Origin of the sequence: Wolbachia endosymbiont (group B) of Ischnura elegans, from assembly GCF_947251585.1 — a bacterium.
In the GTDB taxonomy this organism is placed as follows: Bacteria; Pseudomonadota; Alphaproteobacteria; order Rickettsiales; family Anaplasmataceae; genus Wolbachia.
Map to the genome: position 1 here is coordinate 752,729 of NZ_OX366371.1, position 21,824 is coordinate 774,552.

The 21,824-nt window shown below is 35.1% G+C and carries 13 protein-coding genes, 1 tRNA gene and 1 pseudogene; 12 read left to right on the plus strand and 3 right to left on the minus strand.

Translation table 11 applies throughout. The annotated features are described in order from the left end of the window. The first annotated feature begins 15 nt into the window (after positions 1 to 15). The 10 genes and pseudogenes from fusA to OPR58_RS03915 all read left to right on the plus strand — a co-directional run. Positions 16 to 2,091: an elongation factor G gene (gene fusA, locus OPR58_RS03870; protein WP_265023046.1), complete on the plus strand. Its 2,076-nt coding sequence runs from the start codon at positions 16 to 18 to the stop codon at positions 2,089 to 2,091. 12 nt (positions 2,092 to 2,103) lie between these two features. Next, on the plus strand, positions 2,104 to 3,276 hold the full coding sequence (tuf, locus tag OPR58_RS03875; protein ID WP_265023047.1) for an elongation factor Tu: 1,173 nt from the start codon (positions 2,104 to 2,106) through the stop codon (positions 3,274 to 3,276). 12 nt (positions 3,277 to 3,288) lie between these two features. Continuing rightward, positions 3,289 to 3,361, plus strand: a tRNA-Trp gene (locus OPR58_RS03880). 19 nt (positions 3,362 to 3,380) lie between these two features. Next, positions 3,381 to 3,581, plus strand: coding sequence for a preprotein translocase subunit SecE (secE, locus tag OPR58_RS03885; RefSeq protein WP_007301991.1), 201 nt, complete (start codon positions 3,381 to 3,383; stop codon positions 3,579 to 3,581). Then, positions 3,571 to 4,407, plus strand: coding sequence for a transcription termination/antitermination protein NusG (gene nusG / locus OPR58_RS03890; RefSeq protein WP_010406831.1), 837 nt, complete (start codon positions 3,571 to 3,573; stop codon positions 4,405 to 4,407). Before secE ends, nusG begins: the two co-directional genes overlap by 11 nt. A 2-nt stretch (positions 4,408 to 4,409) precedes the next feature. Continuing rightward, positions 4,410 to 4,850 (plus strand): 50S ribosomal protein L11, encoded by a 441-nt coding sequence (locus tag OPR58_RS03895; RefSeq protein WP_265023048.1) that lies wholly within the window; start codon positions 4,410 to 4,412, stop codon positions 4,848 to 4,850. 4 nt (positions 4,851 to 4,854) lie between these two features. Continuing rightward, entirely contained in the window at positions 4,855 to 5,508 is a 654-nt protein-coding gene (gene rplA / locus OPR58_RS03900; RefSeq protein ID WP_264375820.1) for a 50S ribosomal protein L1, read from the plus strand. A 12-nt stretch (positions 5,509 to 5,520) separates the two neighbouring features. Next, on the plus strand, positions 5,521 to 6,039 hold the full coding sequence (gene rplJ, locus OPR58_RS03905; protein ID WP_007301987.1) for a 50S ribosomal protein L10: 519 nt from the start codon (positions 5,521 to 5,523) through the stop codon (positions 6,037 to 6,039). Positions 6,040 to 6,065: 26 nt separating this feature from the next. Next, a complete protein-coding gene (gene rplL, locus OPR58_RS03910) occupies positions 6,066 to 6,467 on the plus strand; it encodes a 50S ribosomal protein L7/L12 (protein ID WP_007301986.1) in 402 nt (133 codons plus the stop codon). Between the two features lie 58 nt (positions 6,468 to 6,525). Beyond that, positions 6,526 to 14,964, plus strand: a pseudogene (locus OPR58_RS03915) (DNA-directed RNA polymerase subunit beta/beta'); the annotation flags it as partial. Positions 14,965 to 14,999: 35 nt separating this feature from the next. Here the strand turns inward: OPR58_RS03915 and tnpC are convergent. The 3 genes from tnpC to OPR58_RS03930 all read right to left on the minus strand — a co-directional run bounded on the left by tnpC (position 15,000) and on the right by OPR58_RS03930 (position 19,009). Further along, a complete protein-coding gene (tnpC, locus tag OPR58_RS03920; RefSeq protein ID WP_253309750.1) occupies positions 15,000 to 16,355 on the minus strand; it encodes an IS66 family transposase in 1,356 nt (451 codons plus the stop codon). Between the two features lie 203 nt (positions 16,356 to 16,558). Continuing rightward, positions 16,559 to 17,509, minus strand: a complete 951-nt coding sequence (dusB, locus tag OPR58_RS03925; RefSeq protein WP_010402373.1) for a tRNA dihydrouridine synthase DusB — start codon at positions 17,507 to 17,509, stop codon at positions 16,559 to 16,561. Positions 17,510 to 17,521: 12 nt separating this feature from the next. Continuing rightward, positions 17,522 to 19,009, minus strand: coding sequence for a hypothetical protein (locus tag OPR58_RS03930; protein WP_406846506.1), 1,488 nt, complete (start codon positions 19,007 to 19,009; stop codon positions 17,522 to 17,524). 127 nt (positions 19,010 to 19,136) lie between these two features. Here OPR58_RS03930 and serS point away from each other — a divergent pair, with 127 nt between their 5' ends. Together serS and purD are read left to right on the plus strand one after the other, a co-directional pair. Further along, positions 19,137 to 20,417, plus strand: coding sequence for a serine--tRNA ligase (serS, locus tag OPR58_RS03935; RefSeq protein ID WP_265023165.1), 1,281 nt, complete (start codon positions 19,137 to 19,139; stop codon positions 20,415 to 20,417). A gap of 31 nt (positions 20,418 to 20,448) precedes the next feature. Then, positions 20,449 to 21,720 carry a phosphoribosylamine--glycine ligase gene (gene purD / locus OPR58_RS03940; RefSeq protein ID WP_265023050.1) on the plus strand — a complete coding sequence of 424 codons (1,272 nt, stop codon included), beginning with the start codon at positions 20,449 to 20,451 and terminating at the stop codon, positions 21,718 to 21,720. The last annotated feature ends 104 nt before the right edge of the window (positions 21,721 to 21,824 follow it).

A 21,824-nucleotide genomic window follows, 5' to 3' on the forward strand; every position in this document is an offset into this window, starting at 1 on the left:
CTGATTGATTGTGGTATGGAAGTTTTAATATCTAGGTATAGAAATATAGGAATAATGGCTCATATAGATGCTGGCAAGACCACCACAACAGAGCGTATTTTATTTTATACTGGCAAACAAAATAGGATTGGTGAAGTGCACGATGGTGCAGCTTCTATGGATTGGATGGAGCAAGAGAAGGAGCGTGGCATTACAATTACCTCTGCTGCAACAACATGTTTTTGGAATGATCATAGGATTAATATAATAGATACTCCTGGTCATGTTGATTTCACTATTGAAGTTGAGAGATCTTTGAGGGTTTTGGATGGTGCGGTTGCTGTATTTGATGGAGTTGCTGGAGTTGAGCCTCAGTCTGAGACAGTTTGGCGTCAAGCTGATAAATATAACGTTCCTCGTATCTGCTTTGTTAATAAAATGGATAGAATCGGGGCAAATTTTTATCGATGTGTCGATATGATAAAAAGGAAGCTTGGCGCATCACCTTTAGTTATTCAGTTGCCAATAGGAAGTGAGAAAGATTTTAAAGGCATAATCGATCTTATTTCTATGAAAGCTATTATATGGCAAGAAGAAACATTAGGCGCTAAATTTTCTTATGAAGATATTCCTTCTGATTTGCTTGATAAGGCTCAAGAGTATCGAAATCTTTTATTAGATGCTGCAGCTGAAATGGATGATGAGGCGATAAATACTTACTTTGAATCTAACGATCTGCCAATTGATTTGTTGAAAAAGTGTGTGAGAAGCGGGACCATTAAAGGAAAATTTGTCCCTGTATTATGTGGGTCAGCTTTTAAAAACAAAGGCGTGCAATCACTTTTAGATGGTGTGGTTGATTTTTTACCCTCTCCTATTGATGTTGATGTAATTATTGGAACTGATCCTAAAGATTCAGAAAAGAAAATTGAGATCAAACCTTCAGAAAAAGAGAAATTCGTTGCTCTTGCGTTTAAAGTGATGACGGATAAATTTGTAGGTAGCTTGACGTTTATTCGTATTTATTCCGGTAAGTTAAAATCTAAATCTGCTGTGTTAAATGCTGGAAAGAATGAGACTGAAGGAATTGGTAGAATGTTGCTTATGCATGCAAATAACAGAGAAGATATAAACGAAGCTAAAGTTGGTGATATAGTTGCCTTAGTTGGATTAAAGAAAACAATTACTGGTGATACTTTATGTTCATCTGATTTTCCTATACTATTAGAGCGTATGGAATTTCCTGATCCTGTTATTGAAATTGCTATAGAACCGAAAACCACCTCAGATCAGGAAAAATTAGGTGTTGCTTTGAATAGATTGGTTGCAGAAGATCCTTCTTTAAGGATGTCAGTAAATGCAGAGAGTGGGCAGACTATATTGAAAGGTATGGGTGAGCTGCATCTTGAGATTATTATTGATAGAATGAAGCGCGAGTTTAATGTTGAAGCTAACGTTGGTGCGCCTCAAGTTGCATATCGTGAAACTATCACTAAATCTGTTGAAATTGATTACACTCATAAAAAACAATCAGGTGGTGCTGGTCAGTTTGCTAAAGTTAAAATAAAATTCGAACCTCTTGAGCCTGGTTTTGGCTTTCAGTTTGAAAGTAAAATTGTAGGCGGTGCTATTCCAAAAGAGTATATACCTGGAGTGCAAAATGGCTTAGAGTTGATAAAAGAAGGTGGTATAATTTCCGGCTTTCCATTGATTGATTTTAAGGCTACTCTTCTTGATGGTGCTTTTCATGATGTTGATTCTAGTCCTTTGGCTTTTGAACTTGCTGCTAAAGGTGCTTTTAAGGAAATGGCAAATAAAGCTGGTCCAAAAATGCTAGAACCTATAATGAAAGTGGAAATCATTACTCCTGAAGAATATATGGGTGATGTTATGGGTGATATAAATAGTAGAAGAGGCAGTGTTGTTGATATGCTGGATTTAGGTAATAATAGCAAAATAATTACTGCTTCGGTTCCTCTTGCAAATATGTTTGGTTATATAAATGTTTTGCGTTCTATATCTCAGGGAAGAGCTCAGTATAGTATGCATTTTTCTTGTTATGAACAAGTGCCACAATATGTGGTTGATGAGTTAAAGTTAAAGTATAATTAAAGGTTAGTAATTATGACAGCGATAGTAGAAGCATTTGGAAAGTCGCATGTAAACGTGGGAACGATAGGACATGTGGATCATGGGAAGACAACGTTAACAGCGGCGATAACAAAGCATTATGGTAATTTTGTAGCATATGATCAAATAGATAAAGCGCCAGAAGAGAGAAAGAGAGGTATAACAATAGCAACAGCGCATGTTGAATATCAAACAGAAAAGAGACACTATGCACACGTTGATTGCCCTGGACATGCTGATTATGTAAAGAATATGATAGTAGGTGCAGCACAGATGGATGCAGCGATATTGGTAGTGTCAGGGGTTGATGGGCCGATGCCACAAACGAGAGAGCATATATTGCTGGCAAAACAGGTGGGTGTTGGATATATCGTGGTATATATAAATAAAGCTGATGTTGCTGATGCTGATATGATAGATTTGGTAGAAATGGAAGTGAGAGAGTTGCTGAGTAAGTATGGATTTCCAGGTGATGAAGTGCCTGTGATAGTTGGGTCTGCGTTAAAAGCATTAGAGGATGATAGTAGTGAGTATGGAAAGAAATCAATAGATAAATTGATGGAGAAGTTAGATGAGTATGTGGCAGTACCTCCAAGGCCTGTAGATTTGCCGTTTTTGTTGCCAATAGAAGATGTATTTTCAATATCGGGCCGGGGGACGGTAGTAACAGGAAGAATAGAGAAGGGGGAGATAAAGACAGGGGATGATATAGAGATAATAGGTCTGAAAGCGACGCAAAAGACGACATGTACTGGTGTTGAGATGTTTAAGAAGTTGCTAGATAAGGGAAGTGCAGGACTCAATGTAGGAATACTACTAAGAGGAACAAAGAGAGAAGAAGTGGAGAGAGGGCAAGTATTGGCAAAACCAGGGACAATAACCCCGCATAAGAAATTTAATGCGGGGGTGTATATATTGAAGAAAGAAGAAGGAGGAAGGCATACACCATTTTTTGGAAATTATCAGCCACAGTTTTATTTAAGGACAACGGATGTAACTGGGAGCATAAAATTGCTAGATGGAAAGGAGATGGTAATGCCAGGGGACAATGTAAGTATAGAAGTGGAGTTGCAAGTACCAATAGCAATGGATAAAGGATTACGTTTTGCGATAAGAGAAGGTGGTAGAACTGTTGGTTCTGGCGTTGTTTCGGAAATTTTAGAGTAAACTTTGAATTATAGGAGTGTAGCTCAATTGGTAGAGCGCTGGTCTCCAAAACCAGAGGTTGTAGGTTCAATTCCTATCGCTCCTGCATTAATATTATGGTAGAAATGTTAAAAAACCTGTATGTTTTTTTTTGCGATATAAAGCAAGAAATAAGGAGAATTGCTTGGATAAAAAAACAGCAGGTATTGTCATCTTTGTTTATTGTAATAACTGTTATATTATGCTTTTCGATTTTCTTTTGCTTCGTAGATTTTATGTCTCTTTACGTAATTAAGACTTTATTTGGAATTATTTATGGAATATAAGTATAAATGGTATATCATTAAAGTCGATTACGGGTATGAGAAGGATATATGCGAGTTGGCAACCAATACTGTTTACTTTAAGGAGGTGTTTATTCCTTATCAGACAGTATGTGATGTAAAATCTGATATAAAAGAGTTATGTGAAGTATATATATGTATGCATCTGTGTGATGAAAGCAAAAATATTTTGAATCAAATGACTGGGTTTTGTGGTGATGAGTCTGGTCATTTTGAGATGATTTCAGATGATGAGGTAATTTTAAAACGTAAGGAATTTAATAGATATAAGTGGTACATTTTAAGAGTTGCCTCTAATTATGAAGAGAAAGTGCGCCAATATATATTAGAAAATTCTATGAGATTGAATATTAATAATTATTTTAATAGGGTTTTTATTCCTTGTGAAGAATTAAGTGAGATGGATTTAAAATCTAAAAAAAATGCTAAACGAAGGAAGTCCTTTCCTGGTTATGTCTTTTTATACATGAATTTATGCGATGAGGTATTAAATTTTATTAATAATATACCAAAATCTCTTAAGGTTTATGGATTTTTGAAAAATGGTAATGTTCCAAAGGTGATTGAGGATAATGAGATTCGCTCAATGTGTAGTGCGCTTTACAATGCTCAAGAAACGAAAAAGTTGAGTTATGGTTATGAGAAAGGTGAAAAAGTAAAAATTAATGATGGTCTTTTTCAAAATTTTACTGGTAAGGTAGATATGGTAAATGATGAGAAAAAAATTATTAATATTGAAGTATCAATCTTAGGTAAGCCAACAATAATAGAGCTTGATTTGGCTCAAGTAGAGAAAATAGAGGATTAATTATGAGTAATGTAGTTGCTAAGATTAACTTGCTTATGGAAGCTGGAAAAGCAGTTCCAGGACCGAAAATTGCTTCAGTACTTGGCCCGCGTGGTATACCTGTTCCTAAATTTTGTGAAGCTTTTAATAAAGCTACTAGCGCTGCTAACGCTAGTTATAAAGTAGGTGATTTAGTAACAGTGAGAATTTCCATAAAGGATGATCGCTCTCATGATTTTACTGTCAGCGGTCCGCTTGTGGCTTATTTGCTTAAGCAGGAAGCTAAATTAAGTAAAGGTTCTGGTAATTCTGGTAAAGAATTAGTGGCTAAATTATCTATGTCTGCTATCATTAAAGTGGCAAAGTGTAAGATGGTTGATATGAAAGTGGATAATGAAGATTCAGCAGTGAAGATGGTTATAGGCACTGCAAAATCTATGGGTATAGAAGTTGTGGAAGGTTAGGTAAATGAGTACATATAATGATGATTTTAAGCAGTGTTTGGAGAAGATTGTTGAGTCTGCTTCAGCAAAATTTAATGAATCAGTTGATATCGCAGTCAATTTAGGTGTAGATTCACGTAAATCTGAAGAGCAGGTGCGTGGTACAGTAGTGTTGCCTAAAGGTATCGGGAAGAATATTAAAGTAGCTGTTTTTGCTCAAGATAAACATTTATTAGAAGCTGAAAAAGCTGGTGCTGATATTACAGGAGGAGAAGATTTAATTGAAGAGATAAAAAAAGGTAGAAAGTTGAATGTTGATTGGTGCATCACTACTCCTGATTTCATGGCAAAAATCACTCCTATTGCAAAAGTATTGGGTGCTAAAGGGCTGATGCCTAACCCTAAATTTGGTACTGTGACTTCTAATATTGCGGAAGCTACTAAAACCATTAAGTCTGGTCAAATAAAATTCAGGACGGATAAAAATGGGGTTATTCATGGTAAATTAGGAAGTATTAAATTTGATATTGATGATTTGCTGGAAAATTTAAAAGCCTTTCTTAAAGTAATTAGAGACAATAAACCTGCTTCTGTGAAAGGAGTTTACTTTAAAAGCGTTTTTTTAAATTCAACTATGGGTAAAGCTCATAAAATAAACAAAGTAGAAGATATAATTTAAGGGAGCGAAATTGTGAAGCGTAAAGATAAGGATGAATTTATACAAAACATAATGAATGTGTTTGTAAATAATGATTTCTTAATATTGGTAAATTTCAAGTCTATGAATGTTAGCAATTCATTAATTCTTAGGAATAGTCTAAAATCTGTAATGGGTGGGATGTTAGTAGTTAAAAATACTCTAGCTTGCTTGGCTTTGGAAAGGACTGGTAAATTTTCTTATTTATCAGGTAAATTTTCTGGTTCTGTTGCTATTATATATTCTAGTGCTATAGTAGAAGCTGCAAAGTTAATAGTTGATTTTATTAATGCTAACAAAGAAAAAATGTCTGTGATTTGTGCGGCTCATATAAATGAATTGTTAACAGTGGAAGATGTTAACAAATTGGCTAAGCTTCCCTCTCTGGATGAATTGCGTGTTAAAATTATGCGTTTAATATCTTATGATATTCCTGCTCGGTTAGCATTGTCTATTAATTCATCTTCTATGAGGCTTATGAGAGTTTTGGATTACTATAGTTCTAAAAAATAAATTTGTTGTTAAATAAGGTGGTCAGTATGAATAATGTAACAAGTGATTTGGTTGATAAAATATTATCTTTAAATCTATTAGAAGCTTCTGAACTTGTAAAAGTTCTAGAAGAAAAAATAGGGTTGCCTAGTGGTTCTTTTCTTGGTGGAGCTGTTGGTGCTGGGGTGCCTATTAGTGATAATGCTAATGCTCCTGTTGCTCAAGAAAAAGCTGAATATAAAGTTGTAATCAAAGAGATTGATGCAAGCAAAAAAATAGGAGTGATTAAAGCTATTAGAGAAGTTAATTCTACATTGAATTTAAAAGAAGCGAAAGAATTAGTTGAGTCTTTACCCAAAGATTTGACTGCTAATGTTTCTAAAGACGAAGCAGAAAAAATAAAGCAAAAACTTATTGAAGCAGGAGCAACTAAAGTTGAGCTTGAATAAAATGTTAGTATATTAATTTTATGTTGATATAGCTCTTTTAATTAGTGAAGGTATTTTAATGGTTGATTCTTCTTATATGTGTGCTTCTAGTGCTTTTGTTCCTAGAGTTTCTTATTCCAGGTCGATTGATTTAAAAGATTCTTTGTTGGATTTGGTTAAAGTCCAAAAGGGGTCATATAATTCCTTTACTCCTAATAATGAGAGTAATGAAAGACTTGAAGCTATCTTTCATACAATTTTTCCAATATCTGATCCTTTGCATAGGGCTACTATCGAATTTTTGAATTGTAGGGTAGATGATCTTAAGTATAGTGAGTCTGAATGTATAAAACGTGGTATAACTTTTTCTGCTCAGGTTATTGCTTCTATACGTCTTGTTATTATGCAGGATGGTGTTTCTCTTGAAAAATATCAAGAGATTAAAGAAGATGATGATCATTCTAAGCTTGCAACTATAAAATCTGCTGAAGAGCAGGAGGTTCGCTTTTGTGAACTGCCTATGATGACTGATAAAGGTACTTTCATCATCAATGGCGTAGAGAAAGTTATCGTTTCACAAATGCATAGATCTCCTGGAGTCTTTTTTGATAGTGATAAGGGAAAAACTTACAATTCTGGCAAATTGATCTATTCTGCTAGAGTTATTCCTTATAGAGGTTCTTGGCTTGATATTGAGTTTGATGTTAAAGATCATCTGTATTTTCGTATTGATAGAAAGAGAAAGTTGCCAATATCAGTTTTATTAAAGGCTTTGGGCTTATCAAATAATGACATACTTAATAAATTTTATGAAAAAATAGAGTATATAAAACATAAAAGTGGCTGGAGAGTACCTTTTTCCCCTGATAAATTCAAGGGAGTGAGGCTTCCTTTTGATTTAAAGAATGTTGAAGGCAATGTGTTACTTAAAGCTAATGTTCGTATTACTTCAAAATTAGCTAAAAATCTATATGATAACGGATTGAAAGAGTATCTAATTCCTTATGATTCTATATGTGGTTTATTTCTTGCAGAAGATTTAATAGATAGTGCTAGTTCTACAAAAGTCTTATCTGCTGGTGAATCTATAAAATTAGAGGATATAAAAAAGCTTGAATTATTATCTATAGATAAAATATCAGTGTTGAACATAGATAATGTTTCTGTTGGACCTTACATATTAAACACACTTTTCTTAGATGAAAACATGTCTTATGAGAACGCTCTATATGAAATATATAAGGTTTTGCGTCCTGGTGAAGTTCCTGTTTTAAAGATAGTAGAGGAGTTTTTTCGTAATCTTTTCTTCAGTCCGGAATATTATGATTTGTCTAACATTGGTAGATTAAAACTTAACTCTTGCCTTGGGTTAAATTATGAGGAAAATTTAACTACTTTAACACATGAAGACATTATTGAAATTATAAGAAAAATAGTATTGTTACGTGATGGTCAAGGATCTGTAGATGATATTGATCATTTAGCAAATAGAAGAGTCCGTTCAGTTGGAGAGTTTATAGAAAATCAATTTAGAACTGGATTATTAAAATTGGGACGGGCAGTAGTTGATTCTATGTCTACTTCTAGTTTAGATAAAGTCTCTCCATCTGATTTTATAAATCCAAAAGTGTTAACCAATGTCTTAAGAGATTTTTTCAACTCTTCCCAATTATCTCAATTTATGGATCAGACTAATCCATTATCTGAAATAACACATAAAAGAAGGTTGTCAGCGTTAGGTCCTGGTGGTTTAACAAGAGAGAGGGCGGGATTTGAAGTGCGTGATGTTCATCCAACTCATTACGGAAGAATTTGCCCTATTGAAACTCCTGAGGGGCAGAATATAGGCTTAATTAATAGCTTAGCTATATACGCTCGTATTAATAAATATGGGTTCATTGAAAGTCCTTATAGGAAAGTAGTTAATAAGGTTGTTACTGATCAAATTGAGTATCTGTCTGCTATAGATGAAGGTTTATATTATATAGCCGATACCAGCGCAAAGCTTGATGAGAACAACTGCTTTGTTGATGATATGTTATACTGTAGGTATGCTGGTACCTTTGTAATGGTAAATAGTAATCAAGTAAGTTACATTGATTTATCTCCTAAGCAGGTAATATCGGTTGCTGCTTCTTTAATTCCATTTTTAGAAAATGATGATGCTAATAGAGCGTTAATGGGTTCAAATATGCAGCGTCAAGCTGTACCTTTATTGAAGCCTACTGCTCCTTTGGTTGCTACTGGCATGGAATCTTTCGTAGCTTCTGGCTCTGGTGCTGTAGTTTTAGCAAAACGTGGTGGCATAGTTGACAGCTCAGATAGTAACTCTATAGTTATACGTGCTTTTGACAAAGGAGGAATTAACTACTTGGATGTAGATATTTATCATCTAAGAAAATTTCAGCGTTCTAACCATAATACTTGTATTAACCAGAAACCACTGGTGCATGTAGGTGATTGTGTTAAGGAAGGTGATGTGATAGCTGATGGTCCTGCTATTAATAACGGTGAATTGGCACTTGGCCAAAACTTGCTAGTCGCTTTTATGTCTTGGCAAGGTTATAATTTTGAAGACTCAATCATTATTTCTAGTGAAGTTGTTAAAAAAGATCTATTTACTTCTATTCATATAGAAGAATTTGAATGTGTTGTACATGACACTCCTTTAGGGTCGGAAAAAATAACTCGTGCCATACCCGGTGTTAATGAAGAAAATCTTTATCACTTGGATGATAGTGGTATAGTAAAGGTTGGTACAAGAGTTGGTCCAGGTTATATTTTGGTGGGGAAAGTTACACCTAAGCATTCTCTTTCATTGCCTCCTGAGACAAAATTGTTAATGACAATTTTTGGTGAAAAGTCATTTGATTGTGTGGATTCCTCTTTATATACATCTCCAGATATTGAAGGGATAGTGATTGATGTGCAGGTCTTTACACGCAGAGGGGAAGAAGAAAACGAAAGGGCGTTTCTTATTAAACAAAAAGAGGCAAACGACTTTGAGAAAGAACGAGACCATATAATCAATGTTATTAATCAATATTTCTATGATGAATTAAGAAAAATTCTTATTAATTCTGGCTCTCAAGATCGAGAAAGTATTAATTTTATTGAACGTGAGGGATGGTGGGATATAGGATTGAAAAACCAATCTATTTCTAAGCAAGTTGAGAGCTTAAAAAAAGATTTTGATGAAAAAGTATCACATGCGATAGCAAACTTTAAGCGAAAAGTAGAAAAATTGCATGAAGGCTATGATCTGCCTCAAGGTGTGTCGATGTCAGTAAAAGTTTTTATTGCTGTAAAACATAGTTTGCAGCCAGGGGATAAAATGGCTGGTAGACATGGAAATAAAGGTGTGATTTCTCGAGTTGTTCCAGTAGAAGATATGCCTTATTTAGAAGATGGTACTCCTATTGATATTATTCTTAACCCTCTTGGCGTTCCTTCGCGAATGAATGTAGGTCAAATATTGGAAACGCATGTAGGTTGGGCTTGTAAAAAATTAGGAGAAAAAGTAGGCAATATTCTTGATGAGATCAATAAAATCAAACGTGCTTTTTGTGAGGCAATTAGATCTCTCAGTGATGATGATTTTGAAAAATTTGCAGCATTATATCTTGATAATAAAAAATTTGAGGATATTAATGATGATGAAATAACGGCTTCTATTTTAGATACGCCTAATAAGGATGAATTAAATAATGAATTGACTACATTAGTAGAGAATTATTTCAACTCTTGTAAAGATGCACACAGTAGTTTACGTCACTTCCTGATTGAGGTTTATAGTTGTGGCAGTAATTTATCTATTTGTAATAACATTCGCGATATTAATGATAATCACCTCATTGAATTTGCGTATAAGTTGCGTGATGGCATTCCTGTTACTGCACCTGTATTTGAAGGTCCAAAAGATGAACAAATAGTAAAGCTATTTGAACTTGCTGGATTGGATAACTCTGGGCAAGTTGTATTATATGATGGTTGCTCGGGTGAGAAGTTTGATCGCAAAGTTACAGTTGGTTACATGTACATGCTTAAGTTGCATCACTTAGTAGATGGTAAAATTCATGCGCGTTCAGTAGGACCTTATAGTTTGGTTACTCAACAACCTCTTGGAGGAAAGTCTCATTTTGGTGGTCAGCGTTTTGGTGAAATGGAATGTTGGGCACTGCAAGCCTACGGTGCTGCTTACACTTTGCAGGAAATGTTAACTGTGAAGTCTGATGACATTAATGGCAGGGTTAAGATTTATGAAGCGGTAATAAAAGGTGACAGTAACTTTGAATGTGGAATTCCTGAATCCTTTAATGTCATGATAAAAGAGTTGCGTTCCTTGTGTTTTAATGTGGATTTGAAGCAAAATGACATAGTAATTGAAGATATATCTCACACTAATATCGCACAATCTTTTAATGAGGTTAGCATTTCCATTGCTAGCCCTGAAAGTATTAAACGTATGTCTTATGGAGAGATAACAGATGTTTCAACTGCAAACTACCGTACATTCAAAGTTGAGAAAGGTGGATTATTTTGTCCTAAAATTTTTGGTCCTGTCAATGATGATGAATGTTTATGTGGAAAGTACAAAAAAAGAAGACATAGGGGCCGTATATGCGAAAAATGTGGAGTAGAAGTTACATCTTCTAAAGTAAGAAGAGAAAGAATGGGTCATATAGAGCTTGCATCTCCTGTTGCTCATATATGGTTTTTGAAGTCACTTCCTTCAAGAATTGGAGCATTATTAGATATGTCTCTTAGAGATATCGAAAGTATTTTATATAGTGATAATTATGTTGTAATAGATCCTCTTGTTTCCTCTTTTGAAAAAGGTGAAATTATTAGTGAGAAAGCTTATAATGAAGCTAAAGATAGCTATGGGGTCGATAGCTTTATAGCTATGCAAGGTGTTGAAGCTATAAGAGAATTGCTAATACGCCTTGATTTACATGAAATTAGGAAGAATTTAAGACAGGAGTTAGAGTCTGTTGCTTCTGAAATGAGAAGAAAGAAAATTATAAAGAGATTACGTATTGTTGAAAATTTTATCAAGTCTGGAAACAGACCTGAGTGGATGATACTTACAGCTATACCTATTTTACCACCTGACTTGCGTCCCTTGGTATCGCTTGAAAGTGGTCGACCTGCAGTTTCTGATTTAAATCATCATTATAGAACTATTATTAATAGAAATAATAGATTGAGAAAATTGTTAAGTTTGAATCCTCCTGAGATTATGATTCGTAATGAGAAAAGAATGTTACAAGAGGCAGTTGATTCTCTTTTTGATAATAGTCGTCGTAATGCTCTGGTAAATAAAGCTGGCGCTACTGGGTATAAAAAGTCTATTAGCGATATGCTGAAAGGAAAGCAAGGTCGTTTCCGTCAGAATCTTTTAGGAAAAAGGGTAGATTATTCTGGACGTTCTGTAATAGTTGTTGGTCCAACTTTAAAACTAAATCAGTGTGGATTACCGAAAAGAATGGCTCTTGAGTTATTCAAGCCTTTTGTTTACTCAAGGCTTAAAATATATGGAATCGCTCCAACTATTAAATTTGCTAGTAAGTTAATAAGAGCAGAAAAGCCAGAAGTCTGGGATATGCTTGAAGAAGTAATAAAAGAGCATCCTGTTTTACTAAATAGAGCGCCTACGCTACACAGGCTTGGTATTCAGGCTTTTGAGCCAGTCCTTATTGAAGGTAAAGCAATACAGCTTCATCCACTTGTTTGTACAGCATTTAACGCTGACTTTGATGGTGATCAAATGGCAGTACATGTGCCAATTTCATTGGAAGCTCAACTTGAAGCTAGAGTGTTGATGATGTCAATTAATAACGTTTTAAGTCCTTCTAATGGAAGACCGATTATAGTTCCTAGTAAAGATATAGTGCTTGGTATATACTACCTAACTTTACAGCAACTTAAGAAGGATGATTTACCACTTTTTTGTGCTTTTTGTGAAGTTGAGCATTCCTTAAACAACGGTACTCTGCATATTCATTCTCATATAAAGTACAAAATGGAACACATCAATAGCGATGGAAACATTCAGTATAAAACTATTTGTACAACTCCTGGACGTTTAATATTATGGCAGATTTTTCCTAAACATGAGAATCTAAGCTTCGATTTAATAAATCAGGTATTAACAGTTAAGGAAATAACTAGTATTGTTGATTTAGTATATCGTAGCTGCGGTCAAAGTGCTACAGTGGTATTTTCTGATAAATTGATGACACTTGGCTTTGAGTATGCTACATTTTCTGGTACTTCTTTTAGTCGTTGCGATATGGTCATACCTGAAACTAAAGCTACACACGTTGATTATACAAGGGGTGAAATTAAGAAATTTTCTGCACAGTATCAAGACGGACTAATCACTAAAAGTGAGAGGTATAATAAAGTTATAGATGAGTGGTCTAAGTGCACAGATATAATAGCGAATGATATGTTAAAAGCGATATCTGTGTATGATGAAAATAGTAAGTACAATTCAATATATATGATGGTTAGCTCAGGTGCAAGAGGTTCTACTTCCCAGATGAAGCAGTTAGCAGGAATGCGAGGGTTAATGACCAAACCTTCTGGTGAAATTATAGAAACACCTATAATTTCTAATTTTCGCGAAGGATTAAATGTATTTGAATACTTTAATTCTACTCACGGTGCGCGTAAAGGTTTAGCTGATACTGCACTTAAAACTGCAAACTCTGGATACTTAACTCGTCGCTTGGTTGATGTATCTCAAAATTGCATAGTTACAAAACATGACTGTAAAACGAAAAATGGCCTTATTGTAAGAGCTATAGTTGAAGGTAGTACTATAGTTGCATCTCTAGAGAGTGTTGTACTGGGTAGAACAGCTGCAAATGATATATATAACCCAGTAACCAAAGAGTTATTATTAAAAGCAGGGGAATTAATTGATGAAGGTAAAGTAAAGCAAATCAACATTGCAGGTCTTGATGCTATAAAAATTAGATCGCCTTTAACTTGTGAAATAAGTCCTGGTGTGTGTTCTTTGTGTTATGGAAGAGACCTTGCAACTGGTAAAATTGTTTCAATAGGTGAAGCAGTTGGTGTTATCGCTGCTCAATCTGTTGGAGAGCCAGGTACTCAGTTAACGATGCGTACTTTCCATATAGGTGGGGTAATGACTAGAGGTGTTGAATCCTCAAATATTATAGCTTCTATTAATGCTAGAATAAAACTAAACAATAGTAATATAATTATAGATAAAAACGGAAATAAAATTGTGATAAGCCGTTCCTGTGAAGTCGTTTTAATTGATAGCCTTGGTAGTGAAAAATTGAAGCACAGTGTGCCTTATGGTGCTAAACTTTATGTAGATGAGGGTGAGTTAGTAAAAATTGGTGATAAAGTTGCGGAATGGGATCCGTATACACTACCTATTATTACGGAAAAGAGTGGTACAATATCTTACCAGGATTTAAAAGATGGAATTTCAATCACTGAAGTGATGGATGAATCTACAGGAATATCAAATAGAGTAGTAAAAGATTGGAAATTGCACTCTGGTGTAGCTAATTTACGTCCTCGTATTGCACTGCTTGATGATAATGAAAAAGTAATAACACTTTCAAGTGGTGTGGAAGCATGTTACTTTATACCAGTTGGTGCAGTGCTTAATGTACAGGATGGCCAAAAGGTTCATGCAGGTGATGTTATCACAAGAACGCCGAGAGAGTCAGTTAGAACTCGTGATATTACTGGTGGCTTGCCTAAGGTTATAGAATTATTTGAAGCACGTCGTCCTAAAGAGCATGCTATCGTTAGTGAAATAGATGGCTATGTAACGTTCTCTGAAAAAGACCGTAGAGGAAAACGCAGTGTAGTAATTAAACCTGTAGATGACCAAGCTTCTCAAGTTGAGTATTTAGTATCAAGAAGTAAGCATGTAATAGTCAATGAAGGTGATTTTGTGCGTAAAGGTGATTTATTGATGGATGGCGATCCTGATCTTCATGATATTCTACGTGTGCTTGGGTTAGAAGCGTTAGCACACTATATGATTTCTGAAATACAGCAAGTTTATAGATTGCAAGGTGTGCGCATAGATAACAAGCATTTAGAAGTGATCTTAAAGCAAATGCTACAAAAAGTAGAAATTACCGATCCTGGTAATACTATGTACTTAATTGGAGAAAATATCGACAGGCTGGAAATTGATAGAGAAAATGATGCTATGAATAATTCTGGAAAACGACCTGCTCATTATCTTCCTATTCTGCAGGGAATTACTAGAGCAAGCATTGAAACTAATTCCTTTATTTCTGCTGCCTCTTTCCAAGAAACAACAAAAGTACTTACGGAAGCAGCATTTTGCGGAAAGAGTGATCCTTTGAGTGGGTTAAAAGAAAATGTTATAGTAGGAAGGTTAATTCCTGCGGGTACGGGTCTGATTATGAATAAGGTGAAAGCACTTTCGCTTTGTGAAAATATAGATAAATATGAAAAATATTTTGATATTGAGACTTATGACGAAAAATTGTAACCGTTCACGGATTGTGAGAATGAATTAAAGAACTAAGCAGTGACAGCTACTAGATTCTGTAGCTTTTGAAAGGGGTTCTGGCCATTTAGACGTGATGTCAAAAATATCGACAACATTCTTTCCACGAATCTTTCTCCACGTTCTGACCAGGTGAAAAAGCTGTTTTTACGATAAATTACGTACCGTCTAATTTGCCGTTCTGCAAGGTTATTAGTTGTTTCTATCACTTCAGGTTTTCTTAAAAACTTCCACATCATATCCTCAGATCGTAACATCTTAGCGGCCATTCTTGAAGCTTGAGTGCTATTTGCAACCCTCGTCATTTTACGTAAAAAATGTTTTACCCTTTTCCGAATTTTTCGCACCAGTCGATAAAATCTCAAATTATCTATCAAATTTTGTTTTTTTGCCTTATCTACTACAAACACCTTATTGCTGAGCGATTTTAGTGCTTGGCCAATTTTGCTCACTTCAACATTTTTACTATGGGCAAATCTCTCAAAATCTCTTGCCAGATGTGCCCAACATATCTGTCTATTTTCACGATTGAAGTAATTGTATACAGCGTATCTATCGCTCACAACTATACCATCATATTCTGGCAGTAAACTCTTCAACACCTTCTTACCACGAGACTCGCTTACCTTCAGAAGTGTCAACGCTTTGTTTGTTATTACCCAACTCCAGCCTCTCTTTCCTTGATTTCTGTGCCCTGTTTCGTCTATATGCAAATACTCGCTTCCTTGCAACTCTTCCTTCATTTTCTCATATTCAGATGCACACTTCTTCGATACCCTGCGTTCAGTATTTGAGACTAAACCAAGGCTTATATTTAGATTAAAAATACTGCCCAAAATTTGCTGTACCTCTCTTTTTGAGTTAATAAAAAAGCCGCTAAGGCTGCTTATAACTGTTTTAGCATTGGGTCCTAGAAAATCTCTTGCAACACCTTCGGGTAAATTTGCTGTAATTCTTTTATTACATACTCTACAATGTCCTCTTTGCAACCTGTACTCAGTTACAATTGGCTTAATTTCTGGCAACTCTGCCTTCTGATGAATAATTTCATCTTCTAAAGTAATCTTACCTCCACACATACAAATTGTATCAATTGTGCATCTCACTACCTCGTCTGCAGCCATTAATTCACGCTTATGCACCTTATGTCCTGGCTGACCTCCTGGTTTTTTATCACTTTTCTTTTTTGCTTTCTTACGATATATATCTCGTGATGGTGGCAGCGATGAATTTTGCGAATTTAAGCCCAATTTGTCTTCTAATTCAACTATTTTTGCTTTCAAGCTATCATTTTCTCTGATCAGTGCTTTTATTTCTTCCTTGAGATTAGCGTTTTCTGCTACAACCTTTTCTTGCAGCACTGTTGTCATTTACCCATTCCATATTTAGCTTCCTATCTCTTTACACTTTTATACTTACTTTGTAAACCACCTTATCTCCGTGAACGGTTACGAAAAATTGCTGAGTGATAATAGTTATCAATTACATTCTGATGAAGAAGAGAGTGTGGTGGCATCGCACTATGATCAGTCAAATTGAATATATCTAATGAGGTAGTATGTTTAATCTGTTTTTAACTAAAAAAATCAATTATATTTTCTTTCACCTCTGTGCTGTCTATTATGTTATTTACTCTTACACGAAATTCAGATGAGTTTTGAAGCCCGCTACTGTACCATCCTATATGTTTGCGGGCCATCTTTATTCCTGTATCGCTTCCATAGTACTCAAGAATACTGTCATAATGCTTGAGTATTATGCTTAATCTCTCTGAGGCTGTTGGCTCAGAAACTTTATTTCCACTCAAAAAGTTTATTGCTTGATTAATCAGCCAAGGTTTGCCGTAAGCACCACGACCTATCATTACTCCATCTGCCCCAGATTCTTTAAGTGCACTTTGAACATCATTCAAACTCTTAATATCTCCATTTACTATAACTGGAATTTTTACCTGCTCTTTAACATTTCTAACGAATTTCCAATCTGCTTGACCATTATAAAGCTGTGCCCTTGTCCTTCCATGTACAGTAATCATCTTTGCTCCCAAATCTTCTGCAATTTTTGCCAAGCGCGGAGCATTACGATTTTCGTCATTCCATCCAGTACGCATTTTTACTGTAACTGGCACACTCACTGCCTTGACTACAGCTTCTATTATCTCAGCAGCCTTTTTTTCATCACGCATAAGTGCTGACCCTGCGTAACCGTTTACAACTTTTTTAACTGGACAACCAAAATTTATATCTATGATTTTTGCACCCATGCCCTCATTTAACTTTGCAGCTTCCGCCATAACATCAGGCTCACAACCAGCAAGTTGTACAGCGGTTAGTTCATCGACTTTTGCTTTTTGCATGCTCTGGCGAGTTTGCATGATCATAGCTCTGCTTGCAATCATTTCTGAGACTAGCAAACTTGCACCAAGTTTCTTTACAATACTCCTAAATGGATAGTCAGTCACTCCAGACATTGGCGCTAAAATAACTGGAGAATCAATCGTCAAACTTCCTATTTGTAGGGACATAGATTTTATAGATTAATTACTTAAGCCCAAACGTCTTGCACACGTTGTAGTAACATTTTGAATAATCGAACTTATGGTAGATTGTGCCTCCTCTTTCTTACTATCTTCAGAAATGAGCTGCTGTATAGTATCATGTAAAATTCCACCTTCAGCAATGGATTCTTTCCACTCTTCATCCTCCATAAGTGCTTTTGCGAACTCTCTTCTCTTCTCGTGCAATTGTCCTGGCCTAGGCTTGTACTTTGATAACTCTCTGTCAATTTCATCAAATGATTTATCCTCGTTGAGCATTTCCGTAATCCTATGAGCATTTTCTAAAGCAAATACTCCACAATTACAGCCATCTTTTTGCTGATCAACCGCAGAACTCTTTATGCTATCATTTCCTATCTCTAAGGTTTCCTGCAATATGCCCACTATATAACTAGTATCAATTGGCTTACTAACTAACTTATTTCTATATTCTCTTGCATGACCTAATGTTTTTTCAACATCATCTTTTTTCTCTTTAAGGCTAGCATTATCTGGATTATTTTCTCTTTTCCGTATTAAACTTCCCACCTCATTATTTAAGGGTACTAGACACTTCTCAGCAATCTCATTAGCAAGACTTATATCGTCTTTTACCTTTCCTTCAACCTCATTTGGTAATTTATTACCAAATGAGTCACAATAATAAGCTCTAAATTGTCTGTTACCATTACATGTGACTATCAGTGTTACCCAGTGATTTCCTCCTAAATTAATAATCGAGGCAAAGATTTTTTTTGTGTTCCCTTGTTCTATTTTATACTCTTTCAGTTTTGAGTTTAAAGTACTCACATCACCAGGAATACAAAAAACTACATTGCCACTTGAATTTTCTGAATAGTTATATACAGCTCTTGCAATATGAGAAATATCATGTTCTTGTAGCCAGTAATAGTAATTTTCTCTATTTGTCTGATGCATAAGAGTTTGTAAATCTTCATGAAACTCTTTGCCACCCAAACCACTATCTCCTGAAGCATTAGAATTTCTACGACTATTGTTACTTGAGGCAGGTTCACTTCCTGGTACAATACCACTATCTGTAGATGGAGAATAGGAATTTCTACGTACCCTCTTATCCGAATCATTTGTTTGTCTTGATATAGTATCTAGTCCACTATCCAGTGATTTACTTCTTGTGAATTTTTGCTCTTTTGGACTCTTTTCTTCCTTTACAGTTCCTTTTTCATCAACATAACCTTTTACCAAGTAAAATAAAGGTTCAATAACCATCTTGTATGTCGCTGCAAGCACTATTCCCATTAAGATCCAAGCTATAGGGTTGGAGATGAGCATAGCAAGTGGTAAGGTTAAGAGGAAAGATCCCATTATCAATCCCAAACAGCCAATGGTAAATGTAGTCGCCAAATATATACAAAAAGCGTAGACAGCAAATCTTCCACTAGCCTTAAGTTTAGTGAAGTGAGTACTCTCTTTAGATTTATTGTATCTTTCTATGATGGCTAACATATTATATTTCAAGTTTATCAATTCTAGCAAATTATGAAGGTAAAATCAATATTAGCATTTATATGTAAAAATATTGAGCATTCAAAGCTTTTGAAGTAGAGTAATGATGTTAGTAATAGCACAACATATGCATGATATAGAACATATACGCAAAAACCCTAAAGGATTTGAAAAAGCAATAAAAAGCAGAGGGGTGAAAGAATTTACTACAGAAGAAATATTAGAGATAGACCATAAAAAAAGATCACTGACTACTAAATTGCAAGCTTTAAATAAGCAACGAAACGAGGTCACGGAAGAAATAAAGAGGCTTAAAATGAACAAAAGCCCATGTGAAGAACAAGTAAAGTTATCAAAAAGCATCATAAGTGAGATAGAGACAATCAGCCTCAAGGAGCAAACAGAAAAAAATAAGTTAGTGGATATTTTATCTAACTTACCAAATATTTCTGCACAAAATGTACCAATAGGTGAAGATGAGAGCTCCAACGTAGAAATCAGAAAATATGGAGAAAAAAGGCAATTTAGTTTTATGCCAAAATTTCACTATGAACTCGGAGAAAGGTTAGGCTTGATGGATTTTGAGCAAGCAGCAAAAATTTCTGGATCAAGGTTTACAATATTAAAAGGACAGTTAGCTAAGCTTGGACGAGCATTAATAAATTTTATGCTGGAAACACATGTTAATGAATTTGCCTATACTGAGGTTTATCACCCAGCCTTGGTGAAAAACGAGGCGATGTATAACGTTGGTCAGCTACCAAAATTTTCTGATGACTCATATTTAACTACCGATAAATTAAGATTAATTCCCACAAGTGAAGTAGTTTTAACAAATTTAGTTGCTGACAAAATAATAGAAGAAAAAGAACTGCCTATTCGTTTTACTGCATATTCAGAATGTTTTCGTAAAGAAGCTGGCAGTGCAGGACGAGATACAAGAGGTATGATAAGGCAACACCAATTTGGTAAAGTGGAATTAGTAAGCATCACAACTGAAGACCAGTCAAATGATGAGCTTGAACGCATGACAAATGCTGCTGAGGAAATATTAAAAAAATTAGAACTACCGTATAGAATAATGCTGCTTTGTAGTGGTGATATGGGCTTTGCTGCACAAAAGACTTATGATATAGAGGTATGGTTACCTGAGCAAAATAAGTACAGAGAAATATCAAGCTGCTCAAATTGCGGTACGTTCCAGGCAAGAAGAATGAACACTAAATACTTCTTAGAAACTGACAGAAAAACAAAAAAATACGTTCACACTTTAAACGGCTCAGCTTTAGCCATAGGAAGAACAATTGTTGCCATAATGGAGAACTATCAAAATTCCGATGGGTCAGTTACAATACCAAACGTGTTGCAAAGATACATGAGTAATGATACTGTTATAAGCAAACAATAATTTTGACATATAGAAAAGCGAGGAAATAAAGATGAAGGTTCTGGTTATAGGTTCTGGTGGGCGTGAGCATGCTTTACTTTGGGCTTTAAAGAAGTCTCCTACCTTGACTAAGTTATATGTTACTCCTGTTCGCCCGGCCATGGAAAATTTTGGAGTTCTTGTGAATATAAATATTCAAGATTCAGTGGATGTTATACAATTTTGCAAGAAAGAAAATATAGAGCTAGTAATTATTGGTCCAGAGCAACCGATAATTAATGGACTTGCTGATGATTTAGCTGCAGAGGGAATAAATGTTTTTGCTCCAAGTCAAGCAGCTGCAAAACTTGAGGCATCAAAGTCTTTTACGAAGGAACTATGTAAACAGTATGGTATACCAACTGCAAAGTATGAGCGTTTTATTGATGAAAGGTTAGCTAAAAATTTTGTCCGTAGTAATAAAATAAAATTTCCGCTTGTAATTAAAGCAAATGGAATTGCAGCAGGGAAAGGCGTCATAATATGCCACACAGAAAATGAAGCTTTTTCAGCAATAGATTCAATGCTAGTGGAGAAAAATCTTGGTGAGTCAGGTGAAGAAATAATCATAGAAGAGTTTTTAATTGGAGAGGAAGTAAGTTTTTTTGCTCTTATTGATGGGTTCAAGGTAGTAACCCTTGGGTGTGCAAAAGATTACAAGAGAGTTGGTGAAAATAACGAGGGACAAAATACTGGAGGCATGGGGTCATACTCATCACCTTCGATTATAAGTAAGGAGATGGAGCAAAAAATTATCCAAAAAATAATATATCCTACAATTCAAGCACTGACTAACATGGGAACATCCTATAAAGGCGTACTCTTTGCTGGTTTAATGATTTGCAAAGATAGTCCAAAGCTTCTTGAGTATAATGTTAGGTTTGGGGATCCGGAAATACAATCTATTTTACCTAGACTTGATCCAAATTGTGATTTGTTAAAGTTGATGTTGTCAGTTGCAGAAGGCAAGTTAAATACAAAAATGGTGGAGTTTAATCACAAAACTACAGTTTGTGTAGTTGTTGCAAGTAAAGGCTATCCTGGTGATTATCAAAAAGGAGAGGTAATTAAAGGATTGGATAAAATTGAAAACATTCCTGGTGTGCTAGTTTTTCATGCTGGTACTAAGTTGGATGAAAGTGGTAATTGGATTTCCGATGGCGGAAGGGTGCTAAATATAGTAGGAGAAGGAAATACTGTGGAAGAAGCTAAAAGTAAAGTGTACTCAGCGTTAAATTTTCTAGAATGGTCAGGTGGGTTCTTCAGGTATGATATTGGTAGTTAATTTAGCTCATGCAGAAACAAAAAAAGTCACTTTGTAAGCAGTAAACTAAAGAAAAACATGATATCTGTTCAGATTCATGTGAAACCAGTGCTTCTTTTCTTGTC

What these genes read in the sequence shown, in the direction of transcription:
- tnpC (WP_253309750.1), bottom strand. Translation starts at nt 16,355, where the DNA reads ATGACAACAGTGCTGCAAGAAAAGGTTGTAGCAGAAAACGCTAATCTC.
- secE (WP_007301991.1), top strand. Translation starts at nt 3,381, where the DNA reads ATGTTAAAAAACCTGTATGTTTTTTTTTGCGATATAAAGCAAGAAATA.
- OPR58_RS03895 (WP_265023048.1), top strand. Translation starts at nt 4,410, where the DNA reads ATGAGTAATGTAGTTGCTAAGATTAACTTGCTTATGGAAGCTGGAAAA.
- tuf (WP_265023047.1), top strand. Translation starts at nt 2,104, where the DNA reads ATGACAGCGATAGTAGAAGCATTTGGAAAGTCGCATGTAAACGTGGGA.
- OPR58_RS03930 (WP_406846506.1), bottom strand. Translation starts at nt 19,009, where the DNA reads ATGTTAGCCATCATAGAAAGATACAATAAATCTAAAGAGAGTACTCAC.
- fusA (WP_265023046.1), top strand. Translation starts at nt 16, where the DNA reads ATGGAAGTTTTAATATCTAGGTATAGAAATATAGGAATAATGGCTCAT.
- rplA (WP_264375820.1), top strand. Translation starts at nt 4,855, where the DNA reads ATGAGTACATATAATGATGATTTTAAGCAGTGTTTGGAGAAGATTGTT.
- rplL (WP_007301986.1), top strand. Translation starts at nt 6,066, where the DNA reads ATGAATAATGTAACAAGTGATTTGGTTGATAAAATATTATCTTTAAAT.
- purD (WP_265023050.1), top strand. Translation starts at nt 20,449, where the DNA reads ATGAAGGTTCTGGTTATAGGTTCTGGTGGGCGTGAGCATGCTTTACTT.
- nusG (WP_010406831.1), top strand. Translation starts at nt 3,571, where the DNA reads ATGGAATATAAGTATAAATGGTATATCATTAAAGTCGATTACGGGTAT.
- serS (WP_265023165.1), top strand. Translation starts at nt 19,137, where the DNA reads ATGCATGATATAGAACATATACGCAAAAACCCTAAAGGATTTGAAAAA.
- dusB (WP_010402373.1), bottom strand. Translation starts at nt 17,509, where the DNA reads ATGTCCCTACAAATAGGAAGTTTGACGATTGATTCTCCAGTTATTTTA.